Genomic DNA, 24,870 nt, shown 5'->3' on the forward strand with positions numbered 1-24,870 from the left:
ATTCAGAAGGCGCCGGCAAGCCCTCAGGCAGAGGCCGTGATCTCCGCGACGAAGTCGCGATAGGAACGCAAGGGACGGCCGAGAATATCCGTCAGACGCTCGACGTCGCCGGCCTCCGGGATCATTCCCTCCGAGAGGAAGCGCTCGCTCATCACCCGCATGTCGAAGGCCATCCAGCCGGGCATGAACTGCCTGAGGTTCTTTTCGAATCCGGCGGGGTCGTCACCGCCATAGGCGATCGTGCGCCCGAGCACGTCCGACCAGATCGCCGCAGCTTTCGCGCCAGTCAATGTATCGGGACCAACGAGATTGATGCGATCGAGCGGAAGCGGCGTGGCGGATGTCTCGCGGCGGATCAATTCGATCGCCGCGATCTCGCCGATATCGCGCGCGTCGATCATCGCCAGTCCCTTGCTGCCGATCGGCATGGGATAGACGCCGTACCCGGTCACCGCATCCTTGATCATGAGCTCGTTGTTCATGAAGTATGCGGGGCGCAGGATAGTGGCATTGAACCCCATCTGCTCGATCATGCGCTCGACGCCGAACTTGCCGGCGAAGTGCGGCACGTTGACGTAGCGGTCGCTGTGGATCACCGACAGATAGACGAACCGCTCGATGCCGGCCTCTCTTGCCAGGTTGAGCGCAGTCAGCGCCTGGGTGAATTCATCCGGCACCACGGCATTGAGCAGGAACAGGGTCGAGACGCCCGACAACGCACCGCGCAAGGAATCGACGTCCAGCAAGTCGCCTTGGGCGACGGCGACACCTGAAGGGAAGTTGGCCTTCTCGGGATTTCGGACGAGCGCGCGCACATCCGCGCCCCGCTTGACGAGTTGTTCGACGACTTGGCGGCCGATGGTGCCGGTTGCGCCGGTAACGAGGATGGTCATGGGATCACTCCGGTTCGGGTCAGAAGACATCCCGGAAATTAGTGATCCACATGCGGTCCGAAAGGCGCTATATTTGGACAGGTCGTCTCACCGGTGGAACAGATGGATTTGCTTGCCCTGGCCGATTTCAACCTTGTTGCCCGCCACGGGGGGTTCGGAAAGGCCGCGCGCGCCGCGGGACGTCCGAAAGCGACCTTGTCCCGGCGTGTGTCCGAGCTCGAGAGCAGTCTCGATCTGCGTCTGTTCGAGCGCGGCGGGCGCACGCTCAAACTCACCCAGGAAGGACGAGCGCTTTACGAGCGGACCGGAGCACTCCTCACCGAGCTCGACGAGACGGCGGCAGCGATCGCCTCGGGCGGAGACAAGCCAAAGGGCAAGTTGCGGATCAACACTCCTCTGCTCTTTTCGCAAAGTGCCATGGGCCGGCTCGCGGCCGGCTTTGCGCTGAGGCATCCTCAGGTCCGGCTCGAGGTAACGACGGATGATCGCCAGGTCGACATGATCGAGGAGGGTCTTGATCTCGTGATCCGGGTCAATCCCGATCCGGATGAAAGCCTCGTCGGCCGCATCTTCCTGCGCGACAGACTGGTGGTCGTGGCCGGCCCCACCCTGAAACGACCAAAGGGCGATCTGGCCGTTCCGGCCGTGGTGCGCGGAAATGACGAAACCGCAGCGTGGGAAATCAGGCGACCGGCCGGCACGTCGCGTGTTGCCGTCGACGCGGTGCTTCGCCTGTCATCGCTGATGATGGTCCGCGACGCGGTTCGAGCCGGCGTCGGCGCAGCACGGCTGCCGCTGTCGCTCGTCAGCCACGATCTTGCCGCCGGCACGCTGGTGCGATGGGGCGATGTCGAAGGACCCGACATCGCCCTGTGGACACTCTATCCATCACGGCGGTTGCTCAGTGCGCGCGTCTCCGCCTTCCTCGATTATCTGAAGGAAGCCTTTCCAAAGGGAACGCCCGACGAATTGGCGGCCTATATCGGGGGATGAACTCGAGCCCTCACGCCGGCTCTGCCGTCTTCGTCCCCAGCGGCGTCGGCGCCATGCCGCCGCCGGGCTTGAGGTGGAATTCGTAAGTCATCAAATGCCACGGACCGTTCGCCTTGGTCCCGTCGGGCATCGCAGGATCGGTGCGCGGCTCGACCTTGGCGACGAGATCGTCCTTGACCCCGAACACCACGTCGGAATCCAGATATTTGTCGCCGTCCATGAAGACGTGCGTGATCAGCGGCTCGTAGCCCTTCGCGTTGACCAGGAAGTGCACATGCGCCGGGCGCATCGGATGACGCTTGGTCTGCACGATCATCTCGCCGACCGGGCCGTCGGTCGGGATCGGATAGCTGCACGGCAATATGGTCCGGAAGAAGAAACGGCCGTCGCTGTCGGTGATGAAGCGCGCGCGCGCCGACGCGCCGACCTCGTCATAGTTGGGTTTCTGGGAGTCGTAGAAGCCGTCGTCGTCGGCATGCCAGACGTCGACGGGGACATTGGCCAGCGGGTTGCCCTTCAGGTCGGTGACGCGACTTTGCACGAACATCCGCTCGCCGGTTTGGTTGTTCGGCGAGATGTCGGTGCCGTGCGCGGTCACCTTGTGCTCGCCGACATAGAACGGGCCGAGCACCGTGGTCTGGGTGGCGCCTTCGCGGTCGCGATGGTTGACCGCGTCGACCAGCATCGAGACGCCGAGCACGTCGGATAGCAGGATGAACTCCTGACGGGTGTCGGTGCACTTCTGCCCGGTGCGGGTCAGGAAATCGATGGCGTAGTCCCATTCCTCGAAGGTCAGACCCGTCTTGCTCACGTAATCGTGCAGCGACTTCACCAGCTCCTGCAGCAGGAATTTCGCGCGCGGATTAGGGGTGTTATCGAAGCTCTTGACGACGGCTTCAGTGAGATCAGTCTCGTTGAACTGGGTCATGTTGCATTTGCCCTGCGTTTTCTCGTTGGCCTTGGAGGCCCTTGGGGCTCCCTGGAGGCGTTCCAGGGCGCAGCCTACACCAGCCGGCCTGCCCGCGTTAAGCGCGAGTGGCTTGGAATGGGGCCGTCATTTGGCTATCAACGGACCGACAAAAACTGCCCGGAGGAACTGATGCTCGCGCCCACCCCCGCTTCGCCCGAATCCGTCGGCATGTCCAAGGCCGCGCTCGACCGTGTCGATGCGCATCTGAAGAGCCGGTACATCGATGCCGGCCGCTTCCCGGGCACGCATCTTCTGGTCTACCGCCGGGGCAAGGTTGCTCACAGCTCGGTTCAGGGCTTTGCCGACGTCGAGCGCAAGCTGCCGGTCAAGGACGACACCATCTACCGCATCTATTCCATGACCAAGCCGCTCACCAGCGTGGCCTTCATGATGCTGGTCGAACAAGGCCTCGTCGCGATCGACGAGCCCGTCGCCAAATACATTCCGGAATGGAAGGATCTCGGCGTCTTCGTCGCCGGCACTTATCCGGCTTTCCTGACCCGGCCGCCATCCCGGCCAATGCTGATCGTCGACCTGCTGCGCCACACCGCCGGCCTCACTTACGGTTTCCAGCAGCGCTCCAATGTGGATGCCGCCTACCGCGCAGAAAAGATCGGCGAGGTCGAGAAGGCCGGCACGCTTCAAACGATGATCGAGTCGCTGGCGAAGATTCCGCTCGAATTCTCCCCTGGCGAAGCCTGGAACTACTCGGTCGCGACCGACGTGCTCGGCTATCTCGTCGGCAAAATCTCGGGCATGCCGTTCGAGCAGTTCCTCAAGTCACGCATCCTCGATCCGCTCGGCATGACCGACACCGATTTCCACGTCCCGACCTCCAAGGCGCACCGCTTCGCGGCCTGCTATTCCGCCGATCCCGGCGGCGGCATGACCTTCCATGCCGGACAGCGCCGCGAAGGCTTGACGCTCCAGGACGATCCGGCGACGAGCTCGTTCCTCACCCCGCCCTCGTTCATTTCGGGGGGCGGCGGCCTCTGCTCCACCGTCGCCGACTATCTCACCTTCTGCCGCGCGCTGCTCAACGGCGGCGAGCTCGGCGGCGTCAGGCTGATCGGGCCGAAGACGCTGGCGCTGATGACGAGCAACCACATTCCCGGCGGTCGTTCGCTGCCGGAAGTATCGCGCTCGCTGTTCTCGGAAGCGGCCTATAACGGCATCGGTTTTGGTCTCGGCTTCGCCGTGACCATGCGACCGGCAGAAACGCTGATCGCCGGTAGCCCCGGCGAATACAATTGGGGCGGCGCGGCCACCACCTCGTTCTGGATCGATCCGGCCGAGGAGCTGATCGCGATCTTCATGACGCAGGTGCTACCCTCGAGCGCCTACCCGATCCGGCGCGAGCTCCGAAGCATGCTCTATGCCGCGATCACCGAGAGCAACTTGTAGCGGTCGCCTCGATCCCGCGGCGGTCGTCCGCGGGATCACATTCCCCGAAGTTCACTCGCCGCTGCTCATTTGAGCATTTCGGGCACGATCAAACGCGGCAAGAACAGCGATACGCTGGGCCAGACGATGAGCGCCGCCAGCACGAGCAGCATCGGAATCAGCATGATGACCGTGTCCTTCAGCGCATAGCGAAGCCTCACGCCCGCGATCGAGCAGGCGATCATCAGGCACAGGCCATAGGGCGGCGTCACCAGGCCAAAGGCCAGCGACACGATCGAAATGATCGCGAACTGGACCGGATGGAGATCGACCGACTTGGCCAGCGGCTCCAGCACGGTCCCGACAATGATGATGGCCGGGATGGCATCGAGGAAGCAGCCCACCACCAGGAAGCAGAAGGCGATGAAAAAGCCGGCTGCAACAGCGCCCATGCCCCATGTCGAGACGTTGGCCAGCAGCTCCTGCGGAATTTTGTAGTAGGCGAGCAGCCAGCCGAACGCACTGGCGGTGCCGACGCAGAACAGCGCGACGCCGGCAAGACGACCGGTATCAAGCAGCGCCTTGTACAGTTCGCGTATCCCCGTCTCGCGATAGAAGAACGCCGAGAGCACTACGGAATAAAGCACCGCGACGCAGGCGGATTCGGTCGCGGTGAACCACCCAAGCAGAATGCCGCCGACGATGATGAAGGGTGTCATCAAGGCCGGTATCGACTGCCAGATGGCGCACCGCATCTCGACCCAGCTTGCCTTCGGATAGGTGGGGTAGCCGCGGCGCACCGCATAGATGTGCACCGTCGCCATCTGAGCGCCCGCGATCAGCAGGCCCGGCACGATGCCGGCGAGATACATCGCCGCAATCGAGGTCGAGATCAGCCCGCCCCACACGATCATGAGGATCGACGGCGGGATGATGACCGCCAGAACGGCCGACACCGCCGTGATGGCGATGGAGAACGAGAGATCGTAGCCCTCCCTGGTCTGCGCATCGATGAAGATCTTGGACTGGCTCGCCGCATCGGCGGTGGAGGAGCCGGAGATGCCGGCAAAGAACACCGACAGCACGACGTTGATCTGCGCCAGGGAGCCCGGCCAGTGCCCGACCATCGAGCGCGACAGCGCCACCAGACGGTCGGTAATACCGCCGATGCTCATCAGGTTTGCCGTCAAGAGGAAGAACGGCACCGCCAGCAGGATGAACGAATTGTACGCATTGAAGGTCTCCTGCGCGAGCATCATCATCGACAAATGCGGCTCGATCAGCAGGATCGGCACGCAGGCAAGACCGAGCGCGAAGGCGACCGGCACGCGCACGATCAGCAGGCCGACGAAGACCCCGAACAGCACCATGGCGGCCTGTCCGGCAGAAAGTACGTTGCCGCTCATCGCTCTGCCCCAGCCACAATGCGCATTTCATCGACGATCTGCTCGCCGGCGAAGACGATCCATGTCGCGCCGGCGACAGGCCAGGCGACGTGAATCAGCCAGAGCGGCAGATCCGCCAGTTCCGACGTCCTGTTCCAGGCGAAGCGTGTGAATTCGATTCCGGCCCACACGAACACGAGGGCCAGCGCCAGCACGCCAAGCCGCGCCAAAATCCGCACCGCGGCCTCCGACCGCCGCGACAGGTCGGGCCACACGTCGACCTCGAAATGCTGCGCCTCCCGCACGCCGACCATTGCGCCGATCATGATCGTCCAGACGAAAAGGAACCGCGCCATCTCCTCCGTCCAGATGTAGGACGGAATGAACGGCGTATAGCGGGAGACGATTTGCAGCGTGACCGGAATGACAAGAATGCCGACGCAGGCGGCCAGCAGGAATTCCAGCAATTTGGCATAGGCGGCCGACATGCGACGCCACAGCGACGGCACGGACGAAACGGGCATTTCAGACATCGGAGCTCCGTGCGGCATGACATCCGCTACATCCGGGCAAGAAGCGGGGCTTGCCCGGAGTTGCTGTCGGCGGACGCAAAGGCCTCAGACGACGTTGATCTTCTCGAAGATGCCCTCGGCGCCGATTTCCTTGGCGTAGGTGGCCATCACGGGGTCGGCGAGCTTTTTCATCGCGTCGCGCTCCTCGAATGGGACGCGCTTGAGCTTGCCGGCCTTTTCGAGCGTGTCGAGCTTGACGACCTCTTCGCTCGACTCGAGCTGACGGCCGTAGTCGCCAGCCTCCTTGCCGGCCTTCATGATCGCGTCCTGCAGCTCCTTCGGCAGCGTCTTCAGCGTCTTCACCGAGAAGCAGATCGGCCGGATCGATACGGCGTGCTGGGTCAGGTTGAGATGCGGGGCCACTTCGTAGAACTTCATCGCTTCGACGCCGGCCGCCTCGTTTTCACCGGCCGAAATCACGCCGTTCTGGATCGCGTTGTAGATTTCGTTGTAGGCGATCACCGTCGGACTCATGCCGACCGCCGCAAAAGTCTTCGACCAGATCGGCGCGCCCTGCACCCGAACCTTGAGACCCTTGAGATCGGCGAGATTCTTGAGCGGCTTGTTGGCAAAGATGTTGCGGATGCCGCCACCGGAATAGCCGATCAGGACGACCTCGGCTTTCGCCGCGACTTCATCGGCGATCGGCGCCAGGATATTGGCCTCGACGACCTTGTTCATGTGCTCGATGCCCTTGAAGACGAAGGGAGCGTCGATGAACGGGGCCGCCTTTGCGAAGGTCGACATATGAGCCGGCGACACGATGCCGTAATCGACTGCCTTGCCCTGCGACATGTATTCGAAATACTGCTTCTCGAGGCCGAGCGATGAGTTCCTGTGCAAGGTGAAGTTCACGGGCTTGCCGTAATACTTCTTCACCAGTTCCTCGAACCGGAGCAGTGCCCGATTGAAGGCGTGGTCGTCGTTGAACTGCACGGCTCCGTTCAGCGTGATCGGCGCCTGTGCCCTGAGGATCGACGGCATGCCGATCGCAGCCGCTGCAGTGGTCGCCCCGATACCAGCGAGAAATGATCTTCGCTTCATCGTCTCCCCTCCCTTTGATGCCCCGGCCCTGTCGCCGGGCCGTGAGCGCAGCCGTTATGCGGCTTGCGAGAGGCAAGCGTATGAAAATACGCGGCGGGACGGAAGTCAGATTCGGATGCGCTCTCGGGCAATGATGAGCCGGCCTCTGATACAGTTCGACGCAGGACCCGCGCTTACGCCATCTGCTGCACCGCAACCTTCACTTCGTCACGCCCCCCGGAATGCCTGATCCGGCGCGATCCACGACCAATTATGCGGTGGCACAACGGAGCCACTGCTTTATGCTTCGTTTGTCCGGCGCCGTCGCGCCGGGGCGCCGGGAACTACACGTTTGTCAAAGCTCACCCTGCCGGTCCGGCTCGCTCTTCTGGTCACGGGAACGATGTTGCCGCTGATCGTCTTTGCGGTCGGTATCGCCGTCTACAATTACAAGCAGGACCGGAGCGACGCGACCCGGCGGGTCCTGGAGAACGTGCGCAGCATGCGTCTCGTCCTCGACTCCGAGGTACAGCGGATGACCGGCGGCCTGCAGGTGCTCGCGCTGACCAATGCGCTGCGCAACGACGACTTCCAGAACTTCCGCCGCATCGCGCTCGGTTTCGTCGACCAATATGGCAAAGGCGGCCTGGTGCTGATCTCCGATCGCGAGGGTCGGCTGTTGTTCTCTTCCGCAACGGAAGACACCGCAAGCCTGCCGCCACGCGGCAATCTCGAGACAATCGAAAGAGTATTTGCGAGGAAAACGCCGCAATACTCCGACCTGTTCATCGGCGAGGCGATCAACGGCCGGCAGGAGCTCACCGTCGAGGTTCCGGTATTTCGCGACGGCGAAGTGATCTACGACCTCAGTTTCAGCCCGCCGATCAGCATCTTCCAGGGGCTTGTCGAGAAGCAGCGCCCGGACCAGCTCTGGACCGTATCCCTGCTCGACACCAAGAGCGTCGTCTTCGCGCGCGTTCCCAACCCGAGCGAGATGATCGGCAAGCGGGCCTCCGGCGTCCTCAAGGATACGATGTCTCGCACGTCGGAAGCCGCCCTTTCGAGCGTCTCGCTCGACGGGGTGGCGCTGTCATCTGCCTTTACCAGGTCGAGCCTGACGGGCTGGACGGTCGTGGCCGGCCTCCCCGAGAACTCGCTGATCGCGCCGCTCTGGCGCAACATCGCGATCACGAGCCTGATCGGCGGCATCCTGCTGCTGACCGGGCTCACCTTCGCGGTCAGGATGGCGACCACGATCGCGCGCGGTGAGATGCTGCACAATCTCTTGATCGACGAGCTCAACCATCGGGTCAAGAATACGCTGGCCTTGATGCAGGCGATCGCTGTGCAGACCTTCCGCAGCGCGAGCCGGGACGAGCGGATGAAGTTCGAGGGGCGGCTCGGCGCGCTGGCCGAAGCGCATAATCTGCTCAGCCAGGAGAAATGGGCGGGCTCCAAGCTGCGGGAGGTGATCGCCCGCGCGCTGCAGCCGTTCCTGATGAACGGTCCCGACCGCATCCGCATGGCCGGCCCCTCTGTGCCGCTCTCGCCGCGGCTCGCCGTCGTGATGTCGATGATCGTGCACGAGATCGCCACCAACGCAGCGAAATATGGCGCGCTGTCCAACGAGACCGGGCGAGTGACGTTGGACTGGGAGATCATCGCCGATGCCCCTAAACCGCGGCTGCGCCTGATCTGGACCGAAACCGGCGGACCGCCGGTCACGGCACCTGTGCAGCGCGGCTTCGGCTCGCGCCTGATCGAGCGCAGCGCGCGCGACCAGCTCGGCGGCGAGGCCACCGTCGACTTCCTGCCGCGCGGCGTGGTCTGCACCGTAATCTGCACGCTGGACGAGACGCAGTAGCCACTCCGGGACCCCGGGGAAATATCGCAGCGCAACACGCCAACCCTGCGACAATTGCGCTCGCACGCCGCATTCATCCGATGTTAAACATCGGATGAATGTGAAGCTGCCGGCGGGCAGCCAAGACAACGAACCGGCTGCGACAGGCCGGCAGGGAGAAACGATCCAGTGGCACGAGCCCGGCCGAGCCGAGCCGACAAACCGATCAAGCCCGGCCGCATCCGCGCCGTGCTGACGACGCTCGGCCGCGAGATCGCGCAGGATCTCATTCCCGTCGGCACCACCCTGCCACCGGAGCCGGAGCTCGAAGCCCGTTTCGGCGTCGGCCGCGGCGTGGTGCGCGAGGCAATCAAGACGCTTGCCGCGAAGGGCCTCGTCAGCGTGCGACCGCGCCACGGCACGCAGGTGCTGCCGCGCCACGAATGGAGCCTGCTTGATCGCGACGTGCTGAGCTGGCTCGTCGGCCAGGACGAACCGGATCGCGACCTTTTGCTGGCAATCCAGGAAGTGCGCTCGATCATCGAACCTGCGGCCGCAGCGCTCGCCGCCGAACGCGCGACCAGGAACGACCGCTGGCGGATCGACACGGCCCTGGCCGCGATGCAGACCGCGAAAGACCAGGCCAGCGCGCTTGCCGCCGACAAGGCCTTTCATCTTGCCATCCTGGATGCGACCCACAACCCGGTCCTGCAGGGCTTTCGCAGCGCGATCGACACCATCCTGAGCACCGTCTTCACCGTTGCGGTCGGTGGCCCGGGTGGTTGGTTCAAGGACAATCTGCCGAACCACGCAGCAGCGGCGCGGGCCATCGAGAGCGGCAACCCGGAGAAGGCGCGCGCCGCGATGGAACGATTGATCGGCTACACCCGATTGAAGCTCGCGAACCGGAAGACGGTCATCGCCGCGGCCACGCGCAAGACGGACGGGCCCGCCGTGCGCGCGGCCAGGACGTCGAGCGCCAAGAGCAGGAGGAAACGTCGTGGACCGTGACGCTGAGGGCTCGCCCTACATCCTCGCCCCGCCCGGGATCGCGGTCGTGGCAGCAGACCGGCAGCTGCGATCGCGCGAGACAGGGTTACGATGTCAGGAATGATCAGCGTGAAATGCCGGCACAGGCATAGCTGAACGCCAGGGAGGAAAAATGCAGGTGACGGGCAGTCTGAAGGGTCGATCGTCGCGATGGATCCGCAGCGTCAATTCGCTGGCGGGCGCCGCGATGTTCGTCGCGCCGCTGCTTGCGCTGGTGGCGATCTGGGCGATCGTCGTCCCGCTGTTCAACGTCAATCCGCGCGTGTTTCCCTCGGTCGGCGCCGTCGGCGGGGCTGCCATGGAGTCGATCCGCGACGGCACGCTAATCGCCCATGTCGGTGCCAGCCTGTTGCGCGTCGGCCTCGGCACGTTGATCGGCATCGCCACCGCCGTGCCGCTCGGTATCGCCATGGGCGTGAGCCCGACCGTGGCGGCCTTTCTCACGCCGCTGTTCCGCTTCTTCTCGGTGCTCGCCGGCATTGCCTGGATCCCGATCGCGACCTTGTGGTTCGGCTATGGCTTCGGCGCGATCGTCTTCGTGATCTTCAACGCCGTGTTCTTCGTTGTCGCCTACAACACCCTGCTCGGCGTCAGGACCATTCCACACACGCTGCGCAATGCTGCCGCATCGCTCGGCGCCGGACGCTGGGCGCTGCTGACCGAAGTGCTGCTGCCGGGCGCGCTGCCGAACATCGTCACCGGCATCCGCACCGGCCTTGGCTTCGCCTGGCGCGGACTGATCGCCGCCGAGATGATCGCGACCAATGTCGGGCTCGGCTACATGCTGTTCGTCGCACGCGATTTCTACCGCACCGAGGTGATCGTGTTCGGCATGATCGTGATCGGCGTGCTTTGGCTGCTGATCGACCGTCTGATGCTGGTGCCACTGGAACGGGCGACCATCGAACGCTGGGGCATGGTGAGGCGCGCATGAATCTGCTGCTGCAAATCTGGGCCGGCTACACCCGCCTGACCCGGCGCTGGCCGGGGTTCGCCGCCATCATTCCCTTCATCCCGGTGCTCGCACTGTGGACCGCGGTCAGCGAGGCCGGAGTGTTTCCACGCGCGTTCTTCCCGGGCCCCGCCGACGTGGTGCGCGCGTTCTTCACGCTCACCTACAAGGGGATCCTGCCCGACTATCTCCAGGACAGCCTGATCCGGCTCGCGACGGGGGCCGCAGTCGGCATGGCGATTGGCATTCCCCTGGGGATTCTGATCGGCACCAGCCGCTGGGCACACCGCATCTGCTGGCCGGTGCTGCTGTTCTTCCAGGCGATCGGCGACATCGCCTGGCTGCCGATCCTCTTGATATGGTTCGGCTTCGGACTGACGACGATGACCTTCGTCATCGTCTATACCGTGCTGTTCCCGGTCGTGCTCAACACCGTGCTCGGGGTTGAATCGGTGCCGCGCGACCTTGCGCGCGCCGCGCTAAGCCTCGGCGCCTCGCGCGCGCGGGTGCTCTGGGAGGTCACGCTGCCGGGCGCGCTGCCCAACATCATCACGGGGCTTCGCAACGGCCTCGGCTATGGCTGGCGCGCGCTGATCGCAGTCGAGATGATCGTCGGCACGTCGGGGATCGGCTTCATGATGTTCGATGCCCGACGCGCCGGCTCCACCGTCGAGATCCTGCTCGGCATGATCATTCTCGGATTGCTCTGGTACATCGTGGACGCCTGGGTTCTCGCGCCGCTCGAGCGCGTGACCGGCCAACGCTGGGGATTGGTGACATCATGAAGACGCTTTCACTGCGCAATCTCGGCAAGACCTATTTCGACCCTTACGCAGGCGCGCATGTCACCGCCGTCCATGACGTCTCGCTGGACGTCGAGCCCGGCGAGTTCATCTCGGTGGTTGGCCCGTCCGGCTGCGGCAAGACGACCATCCTCAACATGATCGCAGGCTTCATCCCTTATTCAAAGGGCGATATCCTGCTCGACGGCAAGCCGGTGCATGGGCCAGGCCCCGAGCGTGGGGTCGTGTTCCAATCGTTCGCGCTGTTTCCCTGGAAGACCGTGCTCGACAATGTCGGCTTCGGTCCGAAGATGCGCGGCGTGCCGAAGGCCGAGCGCGACCGCATCGCGCGTGAATATCTGGCGCTTGCAGGTCTGTCGCATGCGGCGCACCGCTATCCCAACGAGCTCTCCGGAGGCATGCAGCAGCGTGTCGGCGTGGTGCGCGCACTCGCCAACAATCCCTCCGTACTGCTGATGGACGAGCCGTTCGCCAGCGTCGACGCGCAGACGCGCATGACGCTCCAGGAGGAACTGACCCGGATCTGGCAGGAGCGCAAGCCGACGGTGATCTTCATCACCCATGACGTGCCGGAAGCGGTGTTTCTCGCCAACCGCGTGGTCGTGCTGTCCAAGGGACGCGTGCTGGACGAGATCGCGGTCGACCTGCCGCGTCCCCGCGTCTGGGACAACCTGGTCAAGGACGACGACTTCAAGCAACTCTCGGCGCGCGTGCTCCAGATGGTGCGCGCGGCATGAGCATCGCCTCCGACGTCCTGCGCTCCTCCAAGGGCCGCATCGTGCTCGGCGCGATTGCCGCATGGGCGCTGTTTCAACTCTGGCTGACGGTGGCGGCGCCGGGAAAGATATCGCCCGACCTGAAAGGCACATCGGAAAAAGTGAACGTGCAAATCGAACTGCCGTTCACGCCGGAGCGCTTCCACGTGCTCGCATTTCAGCAATTTGGACGCGTCTCGGGAACAGACGAGCATTCGATCGAACTACGCGGTGTCAAACGAACGGACCTCAACGCCGTCGCCCGCCCCTATTGGGTGACGGCCGTGGGGCCGATAAAAGAGGGAGGCTGAGATATGAAAAGACTCTTGTTGCTTGGAATCGCGCTCTTGGCCGGCATGGTGCCGGTGAGCGCACAGACTCCGACCAAACTGAAGGCCGGCATGGTCACCGGCATCGACCAGATCGGCCTGCCGATCGCACTCGAGCGCGGCTTCTTCGAGAAGTACGGGCTCGATGTCACGATCGCACGCCCCTACGCGACAGGCGTCGACGCCCTGAACGCATTGCAGGCCGGCGAGAGCGAGATCGTGCAGGTCGGCGTGCCCATGATCGGCGCCGTGCTGCGCGGCATGGATCTTGTCGCACTCGGTAATTTCAGCGGCAACGCCACCAAGGCCGGCTCAGACGCCACCATGGCGATCATCGCGCGCGAAGGTTCGGGCATCGTCAAGGGCGACCTGTCGACGCTGAAGGGCAAGAAGATCGCAGCCTCCTTCGGCACCATCAATCATCTCTACATCCTGGCGACGCTGGAGAAGGCGGGGCTGAAGCCGGATGACGTGACGCTGGTCAACACGCCGCCGCCGGATATGACCGTCGCCCTGCTCGCCAAGGGTATCGACGCGTTCTCGGCCTGGGATCCCTGGCCGATCGTTGCCGGCAAGGATGTGCCCGGCGCGGTCGAGATCATCCGGGGCGGCGACGTGATCTCCTATATCGGCTTCAACGTCGCGCTTCGTCCCTGGGTGCAGGCCAACGGCGAGACCATCGAGAAATTCCTCGCCGCCGTTTCCGAGGCCGACCAATGGATGCGCAAGAATCCGAAGCAGGCGGCCCAGGTCGCCACGCGCTGGATTCCGGGGCTCAAGCAGGACGTCGCCGAGACTGCGATGCAGTTCAACATCCAGCAGGCGGACCGCCGCCTGTCGGCCAACAACTACCGTGCGCTGTGGAGCGCCGAGGACCGGCTGTACCGGTTCGGCATCCTCAAATCGACCTTCGACGTCAATGCGCATATCGAACCGAAGCACATCCTCAAAGTCATGAAGGACCGTCCCGAACTGTTCGCCGATCTGCCGCCGATCCCGGAGACGGCGGCGATTTCGCCGGGCTACGTTTTCAAGCCCTAAGCAACCGCACAGGGGATGCCGGCGCGTGCAGCGCGTCGGCATGTCCGGATTGATTGCGCCCTATCCGATGGTCTGCAGCGCCGGGAACGTCTCCAGCAGCCAGATGCTCACGTTCGAGACAGCGCCGGTGAGAAAGCCGATGCCGGTGATCACCATCAGCACGCCCATGGCTCGCTCGACATTGACGAGATGGCCCTTCATGCGCGCGAACAGCGCGGAGAACTGCTTGATCATCAAAGCGGCGATCAGGAAGGGAATGCCGAGACCGGCGGAATAGACCGCAAGCAAACCTGCTCCCTTCGTCACCGTGGCCTCAGCAGCGGCGATCGACAAGATCGCGGCGAGGATCGGGCCGATGCAGGGTGTCCAGCCGAACGCGAAGGCGAGCCCCATGATATAGGCGCCCCAGAGACCGACCGGCTTCGGGATCGGCAGCCGTCCCTCGCGCATCAACAGGCCGATGCGCGTCAGGCCCAGGAAGTGCAGGCCCATGATGATGATGACGATGCCGGCGAGGATCGACAGCTCCGCCGACCAGGCACGAATCAGCCCGCCGACCAACGAGGCGCTGGCGCCGAGCGCGACGAACACCGTGGAGAAACCAAGCACGAACAGCAGCGCCGACATCATGATCGCGCGCTTGGAGGCCGAGGCCGGCTCGTCGCTCTCGACGTGCTCGATCGTGGCGCCCGTCAGATAGATCAGGTAGGGCGGGACCAGGGGCAGGACACACGGCGAGAGGAAGCTGACGAGGCCGGCAATCAGCGCCGCCGGGATCGAAACATTTTGCATGATGCCGTCTGAGCCATCTCAGGCACCGGTGCGGCGCGCCGGGAATAGGCGCGGCCCGGAGCCGAACCGGCTCTGGTGTAACCGATGCCGGAGAATGCGCAACAGAGGCGCACGAAACCAGGGCTCCTCCCGATGCCGCCTGCGATCACAGATGCGGCATCGGGACGCGCACAAACCTCGCCAAAAAGCGAGATTCGGCGGCGCGGCTACTTCACCACGCGGAGCAGCGGACGCCGGGGCTGGTCCTGCGTCTGCTTGAAGGGGGACTGCGGCTCGCGCGCGGCGCTCCGCAGCATTTCGTCGCACAGTGCCTTGAGATCGGCACTGTTAATTCCTTTGAGCTTCATCCTGACGTCGAGGATGACGATTGACAGCAGCTCGGCCGACTCACGGCTGTCGCACGCGTTGAGAACCCTGCGGCACCCCTCGAGCGTTTCCAGCACCGACTGCAACTGTTCGTCTGAATGCGACACCGGCGTTCTTTCCGTTAATTCGGCCTGCGAGACGAGATTGGGACGATCTCTTCGGCCCCCATGGAGCTACGAGGATACCATGAGGCCACTGTGCCTTCGAACCTGATTTCAGCGTGTTTCTGCTGTGGAACCGAGGTTTCGGCCAACATCGCTGCACCACGCTGTCGGCTGTCTTCCAAGCCGTCTTCAAGCAAACGCGTGGACCAATGTGACGGATCCATCGAGAGCCCCGATGCCGGCTCGCGCGCAAATTCATTCATTGCGGACAGCGCCGATAATCCCGCAGCCATTTCGCGGCTCGCAACGGAACTCACGCCACACCCCCCTTGCGGGCGAATAGTCCACCCGATTCCCAGCTCAAGCAGCATCTAAATACCACCCACGAGGTAGTAAGGATGATGGTTCAAAACTCATCGTCCCCCAACCCGCAGTGGTTGTGGTTTGCGCCAGATTCTGCCAGTTTAGCAACCCGAAGGGACTTGTATGCACTCCTTGGCGGAAAGGGGCGTTCCTCTGGCGGAACGCCCAACGACAAATCTCAGCGGCCTCTCGGATTGGGATGCGGCCCGTATATTCCTCGAAGTCGTCCGATGCGGAAGTTTCCGGTCGGCGGCCGAGCGCTTGTCGCTGTCGATCAACGCCGTGCGCCGGCGAATCGACGATTTCGAGCGCCAGACCGGCACCACACTGTTCACCCGCGACGTCCACGGCACCCATCTGACCGATGAAGGCGCGCTGGTGGTCTCCGCCGTCGAGCGCATGGAGGCCGCCACCTTCGATGTGCTGCGCGCCAGCGATTCGATGGCCAACGCCCTGTCCGGCGAGGTGCGGGTCGCCGTCACCGAGGGGCTCGGCACGTTCTGGCTCGCCCCGCGCCTGGTTGAATTCCAGCAGGCCTATCCGAAGATCCTGGTCGACCTGCATTGCGCGATGCGCTCGGCCGACGTCTCGCGCCACGAGGCCGATGTCGCCATCCATCTGGCGCGTCCCTCGGCGCTCGACATCAAGCTGGTGCGGCTCGGCCGCATGCATCTGATGTTCTGGGCCTCGGAGAAATACATCGAGAAGCATGGCGCGCCCCGCTCGGCAGCGGAATTGATCAAGCATCGCCTGGTGCTGCAATTCGCCGACCAGCTCGCCGCCAAGGAATCCTTCGAGAGCTTCTTTCCCGGCGTATCGGAACGTGACCTTCTGGTCATGAAGACCAACGTCTCAAGCGCCAACTACTGGGCGGTCGCGAATGGCGCCGGCATCGGCGTCTTCCCGAGCTACGCGATTGCGCTTGGCGGGAAGTTGATTCCACTGGAAGTCGAGTTGAACCGACCGCTGGATATCTGGCTGTCCTACCATCCCGGTAGCGGCCGTATTCCGCGCGTGCGGCACATGATTGATTGGCTGATCGAAGCTTTCAGTCCGGCTCGCTTCCCGTGGTTTAAGGAAGAGTTCGTGCACCCGCATGAATTCAAGGACTCGTACATGGGCGAACCCCTGACCCAGCTCTTCGGGGGATTTTCAACCGAAGAACAAAGGTGAAAACGAAGATGAAAGCAGCGGCGAAAAGAATGAAGCAGCGCAGTGCCGGCAAGCCGGACATTGAGCTTGGCAAGCGGATCCGTCTGCGGCGTGTCGAGATGAAGATCTCGCAGGCCGAACTTGGCGAGAAGCTCGGCGTCAGCTTCCAGCAGGTCCAGAAATACGAGAAGGGCGTCAATCGCGTCGGCGCGGCTCGGCTTCAGCAGATCGCAACCGCCCTCGATGTGCCCGTGACCTTCTTCTACGACGGCGACAACAAGGCCCGCGAAGTCGAGAGCCTGCTGTTCCTTGACAGCGCGTTCAGCCTCCGCCTGCTGCGTGCCTACAGCAAGATCAAGGACCAGACGGTGCAGCGTCAGCTCGTCTCGCTGATGGAATCGATCGCGGCCAACGAAGCCTGACGTCGATCGACGGTCTGTTTTTACGGCCGATCTTCAATCCGCCGCGCCACGGGGGCGCGGCCGGATTGAACGAGACCCGGATTGCATGTTCTTGCATCCGTCCTGGGGCGCGGACCTTCCGCGTGCGGCCTTTGCTTGTAGGGGCGGTCTGACCGCCCCTTTTCGTTGCCATCGGTTCCCGTCTTCCGAACGTCCCGGCACGGCCGCCATGCAATACCGGCACAGGCGGATGCAAGCCTCCTCGCCTGCCGCCGTTGACCGCGGTGACGCCGCCGCCGCACATTGCACCTTGCCAACAAGCGAGCGCGCAATGCCCGAGATTTCCAGCACGATCGAAACACCTTACGCCGACGGCAAGATCATCAAGTACTCAGCCGATGGCGTCGGCGTGATCACCTTCAACAATCCCGACAAGCGAAACGCGATGTCGCTGGAGATGTGGGAGGGATTTGGCGAGGCGCTGACGGCCTTGCGCGATGACGAGACGGTGCGCGTCGTGATCCTGCGCGGCGCCGGCGGCAAGGCGTTCGTCTCCGGGGCCGACATCAGCCAGTTCGAGAAGACGCGCCATAACGCGGCGGCGTCCGAGGAATATGCCAAGCGCAGCGCCGCCCAGCGCGCGCTGCTCGCCGACTATCCCAAACCGACCATCGCCTGCATCGACGGCTATTGCCTCGGCGGCGGCATGCAGGTCGCGATGCTTACCGACATCCGCCTCGCCTCGCATGGCAGCCAGTTCGGCATTCCCGCTGCAAAGCTCGGAATCGCCTATGGCTATGACGGCTTGAAGCATCTGGTGTCGCTGGTCGGCCCGTCCTGGGCGCGGCTGCTGATGTACACGGGCATGCGCATCGACTCCGCTGAAGCGCTGCGCATCGGCCTCGTCGAGCGCCTGTTCCCGGTCGACGAGCTCTGGGGCGAGACCATGACGATTGCCGAGACGATCTCGCAGAACGCCCCGCTCGCAATCAAGGCCGCAAAGATCACCATTGCGCAGGTGCTGAAGGACGAGAGTCGGCGCGACATGGAGGCGATCAGGGCGATTGGCCATGCCTGCATGGACAGCGCCGATTTCCGCGAAGGTCGGCAAGCCTTCATGGAGAAACGAAGACCCAGCTTCCAGGGACGCTGAGTCTGAACCTCTGTTCAGGAAGATTAAATCCGCATGCGGCCGCCCCCCGTCGGCAACCAGTTGATCCTCCGCGGGTTCTCTCGCAACCAACGAGGGAGATTGCGATGAAACTTAAGTTTGCTGTTCTCGGTCTGGCGGCCTTGGGCGGTGCGGCACTCGCTTCGGGCTCGGCGTTCGCGGCGATGCCGAACGGCATTCCGCAGGCGGATCAGATTGCAAAGGGCCCGGCTGCTGACGTCGATCAGGTGCGCTGGGTCTGCAACCCCTGGGGCCGCTGCTTCTGGCGCCCGAACTATTATGGCGCCTACGGCTATTATGGCGGCCCACGACGCTTCTACGGCCCGCGTCCGTGGGGCTGGGGTCACCGCCATCACCACTGGCGCCGCTGGTAAAAACAAGGGGCCTGCGGGCCCCTTTTTCTTAGGCTACAGCGCCGCAAGCACCGCCTTGGTAATATCCGCCGTGCCGTTGCTGCCACCGAACTCCATCGGCTTGATGCCGCCGGCATAGACCTGGTCCACCGCACGCTCGATCGCCTCGCCGGCTTCCGCCGCGCTCTCGACGCCGTGTTTGTCGGCGAGCCAGTCGAGCATCATCGCCGCCGACAGGATCATGCCGGTCGGATTGGCCTTGCCCTGCCCCATGATGTCGGGCGCGGTGCCGTGGCAGGGCTGGAACACGGCGTATTTGTCGCCGATGTCGGCCGACGGCGCCATGCCGAGGCCGCCGATCAGGCTCGCGGTGATGTCGGAGACGATGTCGCCGAACATGTTCTCCATCACCATCACGTCGAAATCCCAGGGACGCTTGACCAGCATGGCGGAGCAGGCATCGACGTAGAGCCGGTCGGTCTTCACGGCGGGATGCTTCTTCTCGATCTCGTCGAAGATGCCGCGAAAGAACGCAAACGCCTTGAACACGTTCGCCTTGTCGACGCAGGTGAGCGCGCCGGGCTTGCCGCGCGCCTTGCGCCGCTCGGCGAGGCGAAACGATAATTCGAACAGGCGCTCGGAGGTCCTGCGCGTGATTACCAAGGTCTCGCGCGCGTCCTCATGGGTGACGACGCCCTTGCCCATCGAGGCGAACAGTCCTTCGGTCGATTCCCTGATCACGACGAGATCGATGCCGCGCTGGTCGGCGCCGACGATAGGGCTCGGCACGCCCGGAATGAGCCGAGCCGGACGCACGCCGGCATAGAGATCGAAGATGAAGCGCAGTTCGATTTGCGGTGCGATCTCGGTATTGTCGGGGTAGCGCACCGACGGCAGGCCGCAGGCCCCGAGCAGGATCGCATCGGCCTCCTCGCACAGCTTGATGGTCGAGTCTGGCATCGACTTGCCGGTGGCGAGATAATTATTGGCGCCGGCGGGCGCCTCGGTGAAGCGGAAGCGCAGATCCGATTTCTGTTCGATCTTGCGCAGCACCTCGACGGCCGGCGCCATGACTTCGGGACCGATGCCGTCACCGGCGAGCACGGCAATGTGGAAGGCGTTGTTTGCGGACATGGGAGGCCTCGAGGAAGGTGTTGCCTCGTCATTGCGAGGAGCGAAGCGACGAAGCAATCCAGACTGTCGCCATGAAGGGATTCTGGATTGCTTCGCTACGCTCGCAATGACGGCGGAGAGAGCGATCGATTACGGCGTCAGCACCGTGCGCCCGACCACCGCGCCCTGCTGCAATTGCACCAGCGCCTCGTTGGCCTTGGCGAGCGGAGCCGTCGTCACCGGGATCGGCGGCACCTTCTTGGTGCGGACGAGATCGAGCAGTTCCTGCGTCTCGCGCAGGTTGCCGACATAGCTGCCCTGGATCGTGATCGCCTTGATCGGAATCAGTGGCAGCGCCCAGGTCGCGCCGCCGCCGAACAGGCCGACGATGACGAGCTTGCCGCCCTTGGTCAGGCAGTCGAATCCAAGCTGCGTCGTCGCGGCATTGCCGACGAGGTCGATCACGGCGCGGATCGGCCCGCCCACCTTCTTTGCCAACTGCTCCAGCGCATCCGGCGCCTTGGGATCGACGGTGGCGAGTGCGCCGGCCTTTTCCGCCGCCTCGCGCTTCCTGGCATCGATATCGACCATGACCGCGCCCTTGCCGCCCATCGCCTTGAGCAGCGTCAGCGCCATCAGGCCGAGACCGCCGGCGCCGAACATCACGATCGGGGTGTCGAAATGCTGCTCGACCTTCTTCAGCGCGCTGTAGGTGGTAACACCCGAGCAGGCATAAGGCGCGGTCGTCGCGGGATCGAGTCCCTTCAGGTTGAGCAGGTAGCGCGGATGCGGCACCAGCATGTGGTCGGAATAGCCGCCGTCACAATAAACGCCGAGCGAGCGCGGCGTCAGGCACATGTTCTCGTCGCCGGCCAGGCACGTCGCACACTTGCCGCAACCGATCCAGGGATAGACGAGGCCGACATCGCCGAGCTTGAGATCACCCTGGTCGGCCGATTTCACGTCGGGACCGAAGGCCAGGACTTCGCCGACCGTCTCGTGCCCCATGGTCAGCGGCAGATTGATGCCGCGATCCTTCAGCGACAACGGCTTGCGGCCATGGCCGAGATCGTAGCCGCCTTCCCAGATGTGGAGGTCGCTGTGGCAAACGCCGGCCGCCTTCACCTTGATCAGCACCTGCGTGCCCGACGGCTGCGGCGTGGCTTCGTCGAACTCTTGCAGCGGCGCCTTGAAATCGGCAACCTTGAAACTCTTCATCGGCGTTCTCCCGGCATGCTTCTTGTCGCCGCGCCACCATGCCATGGCCGGCAAGGCGAGACAAACCGGTTTAGGTCAGGCCAGCGGGTGATGGCAAGCCGCGAACTGACCGGGCGTGACCTCGCGCAACTCCGGTATCTCCGCGCTGCATCGCTGGTCGGCGCGCGGGCAGCGGGTGCGGAAGCGGCAGCCGGACGGCGGCGCAATCGGCGATGGCGGCTCGCCGATTGCCACACCCTCGACGGGACGGACATCCGGATCGGGCACCGGGATCGCCTGCAACAGCAGGTCCGTATAGGGATGCGCCGGACTTGCGAACAATTGCTCCGAAGGGCCGACCTCGCAGAGCCGGCCGAGATACATCACCGCGACGCGGTCGCTGACCGCTTTCACCACCGCGAGATCATGCGCGATGAACAGCAGCGTCAGGCCGAAGCGCGCCTTCATCTCCTCCAGCAGATTGAGGATCTGCGCGCGGATCGAGACGTCCAGCGCCGAGACCGGCTCGTCGCAGATGATAAACTCGGGGTTGAGCACCAGCGACCGCGCGATGCAGATGCGCTGGCACTGCCCGCCCGAAAATTCGTGCGGCAGGCGGCCCGCCACGAGATCGGGATCGAGCCCGACCGCAGAGAGCACCTCGTGAACCCTGCGCCTGCGCTCGGCGGCATCCTTGACGCCGGCAATGATCAGCGGCTCGGCCACGATGTCGCCGATGCGACGGCGCGGATTGAGCGAAGCAATCGGATCCTGGAAAATCAGCTGCACGCGTCGGCGCATCTTGCGCAGCGCCTCACCCTCCATCGCGGTGAGGTCCTCGCCGTCGAACAGCACGCGGCCGGACTTGGCGCGGCGCAGTTGCAGCACCGCGCGCCCCAGCGTCGACTTGCCGCAGCCGGATTCGCCGACGAGCCCCAGCGTCTCCCCGCGCGCGACCGCAAGACTGACACCGGAAACCGCGTGCACCGTCTTGTTGCCGAGACCATATTCGACGACGAGATTATCGACGCTCAGGAGCGGCTCGGCACGCACGGCAAGCTGCATCATGCGCCGATCCCTTCCGACATCCGAATCGGGTGAAAGCAGGCATAGAGATGATCCGGCATCTCGGCGCTGGTCAGCCCGGGCTTGGCCTCATGACAACGGCTGGTGGCATAGCGGCAGCGCGGCGCGAAGGCGCAGCCACGCAGCGGCCGCGTCGGATCGGGCGGGCGGCCGGAGATCGCAGGCAGCGGCGTATGCGGCGCGGTCTCCAGCTTCGGGATCGCCGCCAGCAGCGCCTCGGTGTAGGGCATGTGCATCCGCTTGAACAACCCCCGCGTCGGCGCGCGCTCCACCACCCTGCCCGCATACATCACCGCGACCTCGTCGGCGCGGCCGGCGACAACGCCGAGATCGTGGGTGATGATGATCATGGCCATGTGGCGACGGCGCTGCTCGCGCGCGAGCAGATCGAGGATCTGCGCCTGGATGGTCACGTCGAGCGCGGTGGTCGGCTCGTCCGCGATCAGGAGCTTCGGCTCGCAGGACAGCGCAATCGCGATCGCAATACGCTGGCGCATGCCGCCGGAGCACTGATGCGGATATTGCGCGAGCCGCTGCTCCGGCGCCGGAATTCCGACCGCCGCCAGCAGCTCGATGCTGCGCTTCCGTGCCTCCGGAGCATCGAGCTCGAGATGCTCCTGGATCGTCTCGATCAGCTGCGTGCCGATGGTCAGCACCGGGTTGAGCGAGGTCATGGGGTCCTGGAATACGACGGCAAGGTCGCGCCCGCGCAAGCGACGCAGGCTTTCCGAGGGAAGCCGCACCAGGTCCTGTCCCTCGAACATCACGCGTCCTGTGAGCTTCGCCTTCATCGGCAAGAGCTGAAGCACCGCACGCGACAGCATGGTCTTGCCGCAGCCGGACTCGCCGACAATGCCAAGCGTACGGCCACCCTCCAAGGACAAGTCAACATGATCAACGGCGCGCAAATTGCCGCGCGGCGTCGGCAGATCGACTGCGACGTCTTCGATGACCAGCAGCGGAGTGCTCACAGCGCCCCCTGACGCGGATCTGTCAGCGCCCGTAGCGTATCGCCAACCAGATTGAAGGCCAGCACGGTCAGGAAAAGCGCCGCCGCAGGCAGGAAGGCCAGCCGCGGCGCGACGTCGAGGCTCTCGCGCCCCTCCCCGATCATGCTGCCCCAGCTCGCCATCGGCGGCGGCACGCCGAGCCCGAGGAAGGACAGCGCACCCTCGACCACGATGGTGACGGCAACGCCGAGCAGGAAGAAAGCCAGCAATGGCAGGATCACGTTCGGCAACAGCTCGCGCAACAGGATGCGCGCATGGCTGGCCCCGAGCGCCTCGGCTGCGATGACGAATTCCCGCCGCGCCAGCGTCAGCGTCGCCGCCCGCGCCACCCGCATGAAGGCGGGAATGCCGAGCACGCCGAGGATCACGGTGAGGTTGGCAATGGACTGGCCGAGATAGGCAACGACGGCGAGCGCGAAGATCAGCGGGGGAAAGGCGAGCAGCACGTCCATGCTTCCGACCACCAGCGTCTCGAACCGCCCGCGGAAATAGCCGGCGAGCAGGCCGAGCGCGCCGCCGAGCGCAAGGCCGATCATCGGCGCGATCAGTCCGACCGTCAGCGACACCCGCGCGCCGAAGATCAGCCGGGCGAGCTCGTCGCGGCCGAGCCCGTCGGTGCCGAGCCAATGCTCGGTGGAGAACGCCGCGCGGCGCTCCAGCATGTCCATGTCCACCGGGTTCTGCAGCGGCAGCACCGGCGCGAAAATCGCGAGCACAAGGATGATCGCGACCCAGGCGCTGGCGAGCCAGAACAGCAGGCCGAGCCTGCGCTTGCGGCCGGCGCGCACGGGCGCCGCCTCGTCCTGCATCGAGAGCTCAAGCGTGGCCATGGCGGATCCTGGGGTCGAGCACGGCGTACAGCATGTCGACGATGAAATTCACGATGACGAAACCGCAGGCGACCAGCAGCACAACGCCCTGGAGGATGACGAGGTCGCGGGTGTAGATCGCCCCGACCAGGAGCCGGCCGATGCCGGGCAGCGCGAAGATCGACTCCACGATCAGCGTGCCGCCGAGCAGACGGCCGATATTGATGCCCGTGACCGTCACCAGCGTCAGCGACGAGGGCTTGAGCGCATGCACGAAAAGGATGCGTGAAGGCTTGAGACCCTTGGCCTTGGCGAGCGCGATATAGTCCTCCTGCAAGGTCGCGATCATGTCGGAGCGCAGCACCCGCATGATTCCGGGCCATTCGGCGAGCGCCAGCGTCAGGGCCGGCAGCACGAAGAAGCGCAGATTGTTGAGCGGCTCCTCGGTGAACGGCACATAGCCGGTCGCCGGCAGCCAGTGCAGCTCGACCGCAAACAGGTAGATCAAGAGGATCGCCACCAGGAAGGACGGCATCGACAGCATCGCGAACGCACTGCCGGTCATGAACCGGTCGAACGCGCCGCCGGCGCGCGCCGCGCAGACGATCGCGACGGGAACGCCGATCAGGAGACCGATGAACTCGGCCATCAGCATCAACTGCAGCGAGACTGGAATGCGCTCGGCGACCGCCTGCAACACCGTCTGCCCGGTGCGAAACGAGCGGCCGAGATCGCCCTGCAGGACGTGGCCGAGCCAGCTCAGATAACGCCACCACAGCGGCTGATCGAGCCCCATGTCGCGGCGGAGCGCCGCGACATTCTCGGGCGTCGCCTGGTCGCCGAGGATGACGAGAGCGAGATCGCCCGGCAGCAGCGAGGCGATCAGGAATGTCAGCAGCGAGACGGCAAGCAGAACCGGAAGGATCGCAAGCAGCCGCCGAACGACGAAGTTCAGCATCGC

Annotated in this window: 26 protein-coding genes; 13 read left to right on the plus strand and 13 right to left on the minus strand. The window is 64.4% G+C overall.

The annotated features are described in order from the left end of the window. Window positions 1-23: 23 nt before the first annotated feature. A complete protein-coding gene (locus tag JQ580_RS19755; protein ID WP_212281894.1) occupies window positions 24-893 on the minus strand; it encodes an SDR family oxidoreductase in 870 nt (289 codons plus the stop codon). A 102-nt stretch (window positions 894-995) separates the two neighbouring features. On the opposite strand from JQ580_RS19755, the gene JQ580_RS19760 reads away from it, so the two are divergent. Beyond that, complete coding sequence (locus JQ580_RS19760) at window positions 996-1,886, plus strand: LysR family transcriptional regulator (RefSeq protein WP_212281895.1); 891 nt, start codon at window positions 996-998, stop codon at window positions 1,884-1,886. Between the two features lie 10 nt (window positions 1,887-1,896). Here the strand turns inward: JQ580_RS19760 and JQ580_RS19765 are convergent, their stop codons facing one another. Continuing rightward, on the minus strand, window positions 1,897-2,814 hold the full coding sequence (locus tag JQ580_RS19765; RefSeq protein WP_212281896.1) for an intradiol ring-cleavage dioxygenase: 918 nt from the start codon (window positions 2,812-2,814) through the stop codon (window positions 1,897-1,899). Between the two features lie 171 nt (window positions 2,815-2,985). Here JQ580_RS19765 and JQ580_RS19770 point away from each other — a divergent pair, with 171 nt between their 5' ends. Beyond that, window positions 2,986-4,260: a serine hydrolase domain-containing protein gene (locus JQ580_RS19770; protein WP_212281897.1), complete on the plus strand. Its 1,275-nt coding sequence runs from the start codon at window positions 2,986-2,988 to the stop codon at window positions 4,258-4,260. A gap of 65 nt (window positions 4,261-4,325) precedes the next feature. Here the strand turns inward: JQ580_RS19770 and JQ580_RS19775 are convergent, their stop codons facing one another. From JQ580_RS19775 to JQ580_RS19785, 3 genes are all read right to left on the minus strand, one after another. Continuing rightward, complete coding sequence (locus JQ580_RS19775) at window positions 4,326-5,645, minus strand: TRAP transporter large permease (RefSeq protein ID WP_212281898.1); 1,320 nt, start codon at window positions 5,643-5,645, stop codon at window positions 4,326-4,328. Beyond that, window positions 5,642-6,157 carry a TRAP transporter small permease gene (locus tag JQ580_RS19780; RefSeq protein ID WP_212281899.1) on the minus strand — a complete coding sequence of 172 codons (516 nt, stop codon included), beginning with the start codon at window positions 6,155-6,157 and terminating at the stop codon, window positions 5,642-5,644. The genes JQ580_RS19775 and JQ580_RS19780 overlap by 4 nt, the downstream gene beginning before the upstream one ends. Window positions 6,158-6,241: 84 nt before the next feature. Next, window positions 6,242-7,240, minus strand: coding sequence for a TRAP transporter substrate-binding protein (locus JQ580_RS19785; RefSeq protein WP_212281900.1), 999 nt, complete (start codon window positions 7,238-7,240; stop codon window positions 6,242-6,244). 382 nt (window positions 7,241-7,622) lie between these two features. Between JQ580_RS19785 and JQ580_RS19790 the strand changes: the two genes are divergently transcribed. The 7 genes from JQ580_RS19790 (at window position 7,623) to JQ580_RS19820 (ending at window position 13,992) form a co-directional block, all read left to right on the plus strand. Further along, window positions 7,623-9,083, plus strand: a complete 1,461-nt coding sequence (locus JQ580_RS19790) for a sensor histidine kinase (RefSeq protein WP_212282114.1) — start codon at window positions 7,623-7,625, stop codon at window positions 9,081-9,083. A gap of 168 nt (window positions 9,084-9,251) precedes the next feature. Further along, the gene (locus JQ580_RS19795; RefSeq protein WP_212281901.1) at window positions 9,252-10,073 is read left to right on the plus strand and encodes a FadR/GntR family transcriptional regulator; all 822 of its coding nucleotides are present in this window, start codon (window positions 9,252-9,254) and stop codon (window positions 10,071-10,073) included. Between the two features lie 157 nt (window positions 10,074-10,230). Continuing rightward, window positions 10,231-11,046, plus strand: coding sequence for an ABC transporter permease (locus JQ580_RS19800; protein ID WP_311982463.1), 816 nt, complete (start codon window positions 10,231-10,233; stop codon window positions 11,044-11,046). Further along, window positions 11,043-11,849, plus strand: a complete 807-nt coding sequence (locus tag JQ580_RS19805) for an ABC transporter permease (RefSeq protein ID WP_212281903.1) — start codon at window positions 11,043-11,045, stop codon at window positions 11,847-11,849. Before JQ580_RS19800 ends, JQ580_RS19805 begins: the two co-directional genes overlap by 4 nt. Continuing rightward, window positions 11,846-12,604 carry an ABC transporter ATP-binding protein gene (locus JQ580_RS19810; RefSeq protein ID WP_212281904.1) on the plus strand — a complete coding sequence of 253 codons (759 nt, stop codon included), beginning with the start codon at window positions 11,846-11,848 and terminating at the stop codon, window positions 12,602-12,604. Before JQ580_RS19805 ends, JQ580_RS19810 begins: the two co-directional genes overlap by 4 nt. Next, complete coding sequence (locus JQ580_RS19815; protein WP_212281905.1) at window positions 12,601-12,933, plus strand: hypothetical protein; 333 nt, start codon at window positions 12,601-12,603, stop codon at window positions 12,931-12,933. The genes JQ580_RS19810 and JQ580_RS19815 overlap by 4 nt, the downstream gene beginning before the upstream one ends. A 3-nt stretch (window positions 12,934-12,936) precedes the next feature. Continuing rightward, window positions 12,937-13,992 carry an ABC transporter substrate-binding protein gene (locus JQ580_RS19820; protein ID WP_212281906.1) on the plus strand — a complete coding sequence of 352 codons (1,056 nt, stop codon included), beginning with the start codon at window positions 12,937-12,939 and terminating at the stop codon, window positions 13,990-13,992. Window positions 13,993-14,052: 60 nt separating this feature from the next. Here the strand turns inward: JQ580_RS19820 and JQ580_RS19825 are convergent, their stop codons facing one another. Continuing rightward, window positions 14,053-14,784, minus strand: coding sequence for a cytochrome c biogenesis CcdA family protein (locus JQ580_RS19825; protein WP_212281907.1), 732 nt, complete (start codon window positions 14,782-14,784; stop codon window positions 14,053-14,055). Window positions 14,785-14,990: 206 nt separating this feature from the next. After that, complete coding sequence (locus JQ580_RS19830; protein ID WP_212281908.1) at window positions 14,991-15,257, minus strand: hypothetical protein; 267 nt, start codon at window positions 15,255-15,257, stop codon at window positions 14,991-14,993. 483 nt (window positions 15,258-15,740) lie between these two features. On the opposite strand from JQ580_RS19830, the gene JQ580_RS19835 reads away from it, so the two are divergent. The 4 genes from JQ580_RS19835 to JQ580_RS19850 all read left to right on the plus strand — a co-directional run bounded on the left by JQ580_RS19835 (window position 15,741) and on the right by JQ580_RS19850 (window position 18,715). Next, entirely contained in the window at window positions 15,741-16,790 is a 1,050-nt protein-coding gene (locus tag JQ580_RS19835; RefSeq protein WP_212281909.1) for a LysR family transcriptional regulator, read from the plus strand. A gap of 29 nt (window positions 16,791-16,819) precedes the next feature. Beyond that, window positions 16,820-17,191, plus strand: a complete 372-nt coding sequence (locus JQ580_RS19840; protein ID WP_014497036.1) for a helix-turn-helix domain-containing protein — start codon at window positions 16,820-16,822, stop codon at window positions 17,189-17,191. Between the two features lie 310 nt (window positions 17,192-17,501). Then, a complete protein-coding gene (locus tag JQ580_RS19845) occupies window positions 17,502-18,323 on the plus strand; it encodes an enoyl-CoA hydratase (protein ID WP_212281910.1) in 822 nt (273 codons plus the stop codon). A 104-nt stretch (window positions 18,324-18,427) separates the two neighbouring features. After that, window positions 18,428-18,715, plus strand: coding sequence for a hypothetical protein (locus tag JQ580_RS19850; protein ID WP_212281911.1), 288 nt, complete (start codon window positions 18,428-18,430; stop codon window positions 18,713-18,715). A 33-nt stretch (window positions 18,716-18,748) separates the two neighbouring features. Here JQ580_RS19850 and JQ580_RS19855 read toward each other — a convergent pair whose 3' ends face one another. From JQ580_RS19855 to JQ580_RS19880, 6 genes are all read right to left on the minus strand, one after another. Continuing rightward, window positions 18,749-19,828: an isocitrate/isopropylmalate dehydrogenase family protein gene (locus tag JQ580_RS19855; RefSeq protein ID WP_212281912.1), complete on the minus strand. Its 1,080-nt coding sequence runs from the start codon at window positions 19,826-19,828 to the stop codon at window positions 18,749-18,751. A gap of 129 nt (window positions 19,829-19,957) precedes the next feature. Further along, complete coding sequence (locus JQ580_RS19860) at window positions 19,958-21,025, minus strand: alcohol dehydrogenase (protein ID WP_212281913.1); 1,068 nt, start codon at window positions 21,023-21,025, stop codon at window positions 19,958-19,960. A 75-nt stretch (window positions 21,026-21,100) separates the two neighbouring features. Further along, entirely contained in the window at window positions 21,101-22,072 is a 972-nt protein-coding gene (locus tag JQ580_RS19865; protein WP_212281914.1) for an ABC transporter ATP-binding protein, read from the minus strand. Then, entirely contained in the window at window positions 22,069-23,061 is a 993-nt protein-coding gene (locus JQ580_RS19870) for an ABC transporter ATP-binding protein (protein WP_212281915.1), read from the minus strand. The genes JQ580_RS19865 and JQ580_RS19870 overlap by 4 nt, the downstream gene beginning before the upstream one ends. Next, window positions 23,058-23,930 carry an ABC transporter permease gene (locus tag JQ580_RS19875; RefSeq protein WP_212281916.1) on the minus strand — a complete coding sequence of 291 codons (873 nt, stop codon included), beginning with the start codon at window positions 23,928-23,930 and terminating at the stop codon, window positions 23,058-23,060. Before JQ580_RS19875 ends, JQ580_RS19870 begins: the two co-directional genes overlap by 4 nt. Continuing rightward, window positions 23,917-24,867 (minus strand): ABC transporter permease, encoded by a 951-nt coding sequence (locus JQ580_RS19880; RefSeq protein ID WP_212281917.1) that lies wholly within the window; start codon window positions 24,865-24,867, stop codon window positions 23,917-23,919. The genes JQ580_RS19875 and JQ580_RS19880 overlap by 14 nt, the downstream gene beginning before the upstream one ends. Window positions 24,868-24,870 lie beyond the last annotated feature (3 nt).

The organism is Bradyrhizobium sp. SZCCT0148 (genome assembly GCF_018129985.1).
In the GTDB taxonomy this organism is placed as follows: Bacteria; Pseudomonadota; Alphaproteobacteria; order Rhizobiales; family Xanthobacteraceae; genus Bradyrhizobium; species Bradyrhizobium japonicum_H.

Excerpts from the sequence above, each read along its gene's own strand:
- JQ580_RS19860 (WP_212281913.1), bottom strand. The coding sequence starts at position 21,025 with ATGAAGAGTTTCAAGGTTGCCGATTTCAAGGCGCCGCTGCAAGAGTTC.
- JQ580_RS19865 (WP_212281914.1), bottom strand. The coding sequence starts at position 22,072 with ATGATGCAGCTTGCCGTGCGTGCCGAGCCGCTCCTGAGCGTCGATAAT.
- JQ580_RS19765 (WP_212281896.1), bottom strand. The coding sequence starts at position 2,814 with ATGACCCAGTTCAACGAGACTGATCTCACTGAAGCCGTCGTCAAGAGC.
- JQ580_RS19850 (WP_212281911.1), top strand. The coding sequence starts at position 18,428 with ATGAAACTTAAGTTTGCTGTTCTCGGTCTGGCGGCCTTGGGCGGTGCG.
- JQ580_RS19805 (WP_212281903.1), top strand. The coding sequence starts at position 11,043 with ATGAATCTGCTGCTGCAAATCTGGGCCGGCTACACCCGCCTGACCCGG.
- JQ580_RS19825 (WP_212281907.1), bottom strand. The coding sequence starts at position 14,784 with ATGCAAAATGTTTCGATCCCGGCGGCGCTGATTGCCGGCCTCGTCAGC.
- JQ580_RS19840 (WP_014497036.1), top strand. The coding sequence starts at position 16,820 with ATGAAGCAGCGCAGTGCCGGCAAGCCGGACATTGAGCTTGGCAAGCGG.
- JQ580_RS19775 (WP_212281898.1), bottom strand. The coding sequence starts at position 5,645 with ATGAGCGGCAACGTACTTTCTGCCGGACAGGCCGCCATGGTGCTGTTC.
- JQ580_RS19820 (WP_212281906.1), top strand. The coding sequence starts at position 12,937 with ATGAAAAGACTCTTGTTGCTTGGAATCGCGCTCTTGGCCGGCATGGTG.
- JQ580_RS19780 (WP_212281899.1), bottom strand. The coding sequence starts at position 6,157 with ATGTCTGAAATGCCCGTTTCGTCCGTGCCGTCGCTGTGGCGTCGCATG.
- JQ580_RS19810 (WP_212281904.1), top strand. The coding sequence starts at position 11,846 with ATGAAGACGCTTTCACTGCGCAATCTCGGCAAGACCTATTTCGACCCT.
- JQ580_RS19755 (WP_212281894.1), bottom strand. The coding sequence starts at position 893 with ATGACCATCCTCGTTACCGGCGCAACCGGCACCATCGGCCGCCAAGTC.
- JQ580_RS19815 (WP_212281905.1), top strand. The coding sequence starts at position 12,601 with ATGAGCATCGCCTCCGACGTCCTGCGCTCCTCCAAGGGCCGCATCGTG.
- JQ580_RS19785 (WP_212281900.1), bottom strand. The coding sequence starts at position 7,240 with ATGAAGCGAAGATCATTTCTCGCTGGTATCGGGGCGACCACTGCAGCG.
- JQ580_RS19855 (WP_212281912.1), bottom strand. The coding sequence starts at position 19,828 with ATGTCCGCAAACAACGCCTTCCACATTGCCGTGCTCGCCGGTGACGGC.
- JQ580_RS19880 (WP_212281917.1), bottom strand. The coding sequence starts at position 24,867 with ATGCTGAACTTCGTCGTTCGGCGGCTGCTTGCGATCCTTCCGGTTCTG.
- JQ580_RS19770 (WP_212281897.1), top strand. The coding sequence starts at position 2,986 with ATGCTCGCGCCCACCCCCGCTTCGCCCGAATCCGTCGGCATGTCCAAG.
- JQ580_RS19835 (WP_212281909.1), top strand. The coding sequence starts at position 15,741 with ATGCACTCCTTGGCGGAAAGGGGCGTTCCTCTGGCGGAACGCCCAACG.
- JQ580_RS19760 (WP_212281895.1), top strand. The coding sequence starts at position 996 with ATGGATTTGCTTGCCCTGGCCGATTTCAACCTTGTTGCCCGCCACGGG.
- JQ580_RS19845 (WP_212281910.1), top strand. The coding sequence starts at position 17,502 with ATGCCCGAGATTTCCAGCACGATCGAAACACCTTACGCCGACGGCAAG.
- JQ580_RS19790 (WP_212282114.1), top strand. The coding sequence starts at position 7,623 with ATGTTGCCGCTGATCGTCTTTGCGGTCGGTATCGCCGTCTACAATTAC.
- JQ580_RS19875 (WP_212281916.1), bottom strand. The coding sequence starts at position 23,930 with ATGGCCACGCTTGAGCTCTCGATGCAGGACGAGGCGGCGCCCGTGCGC.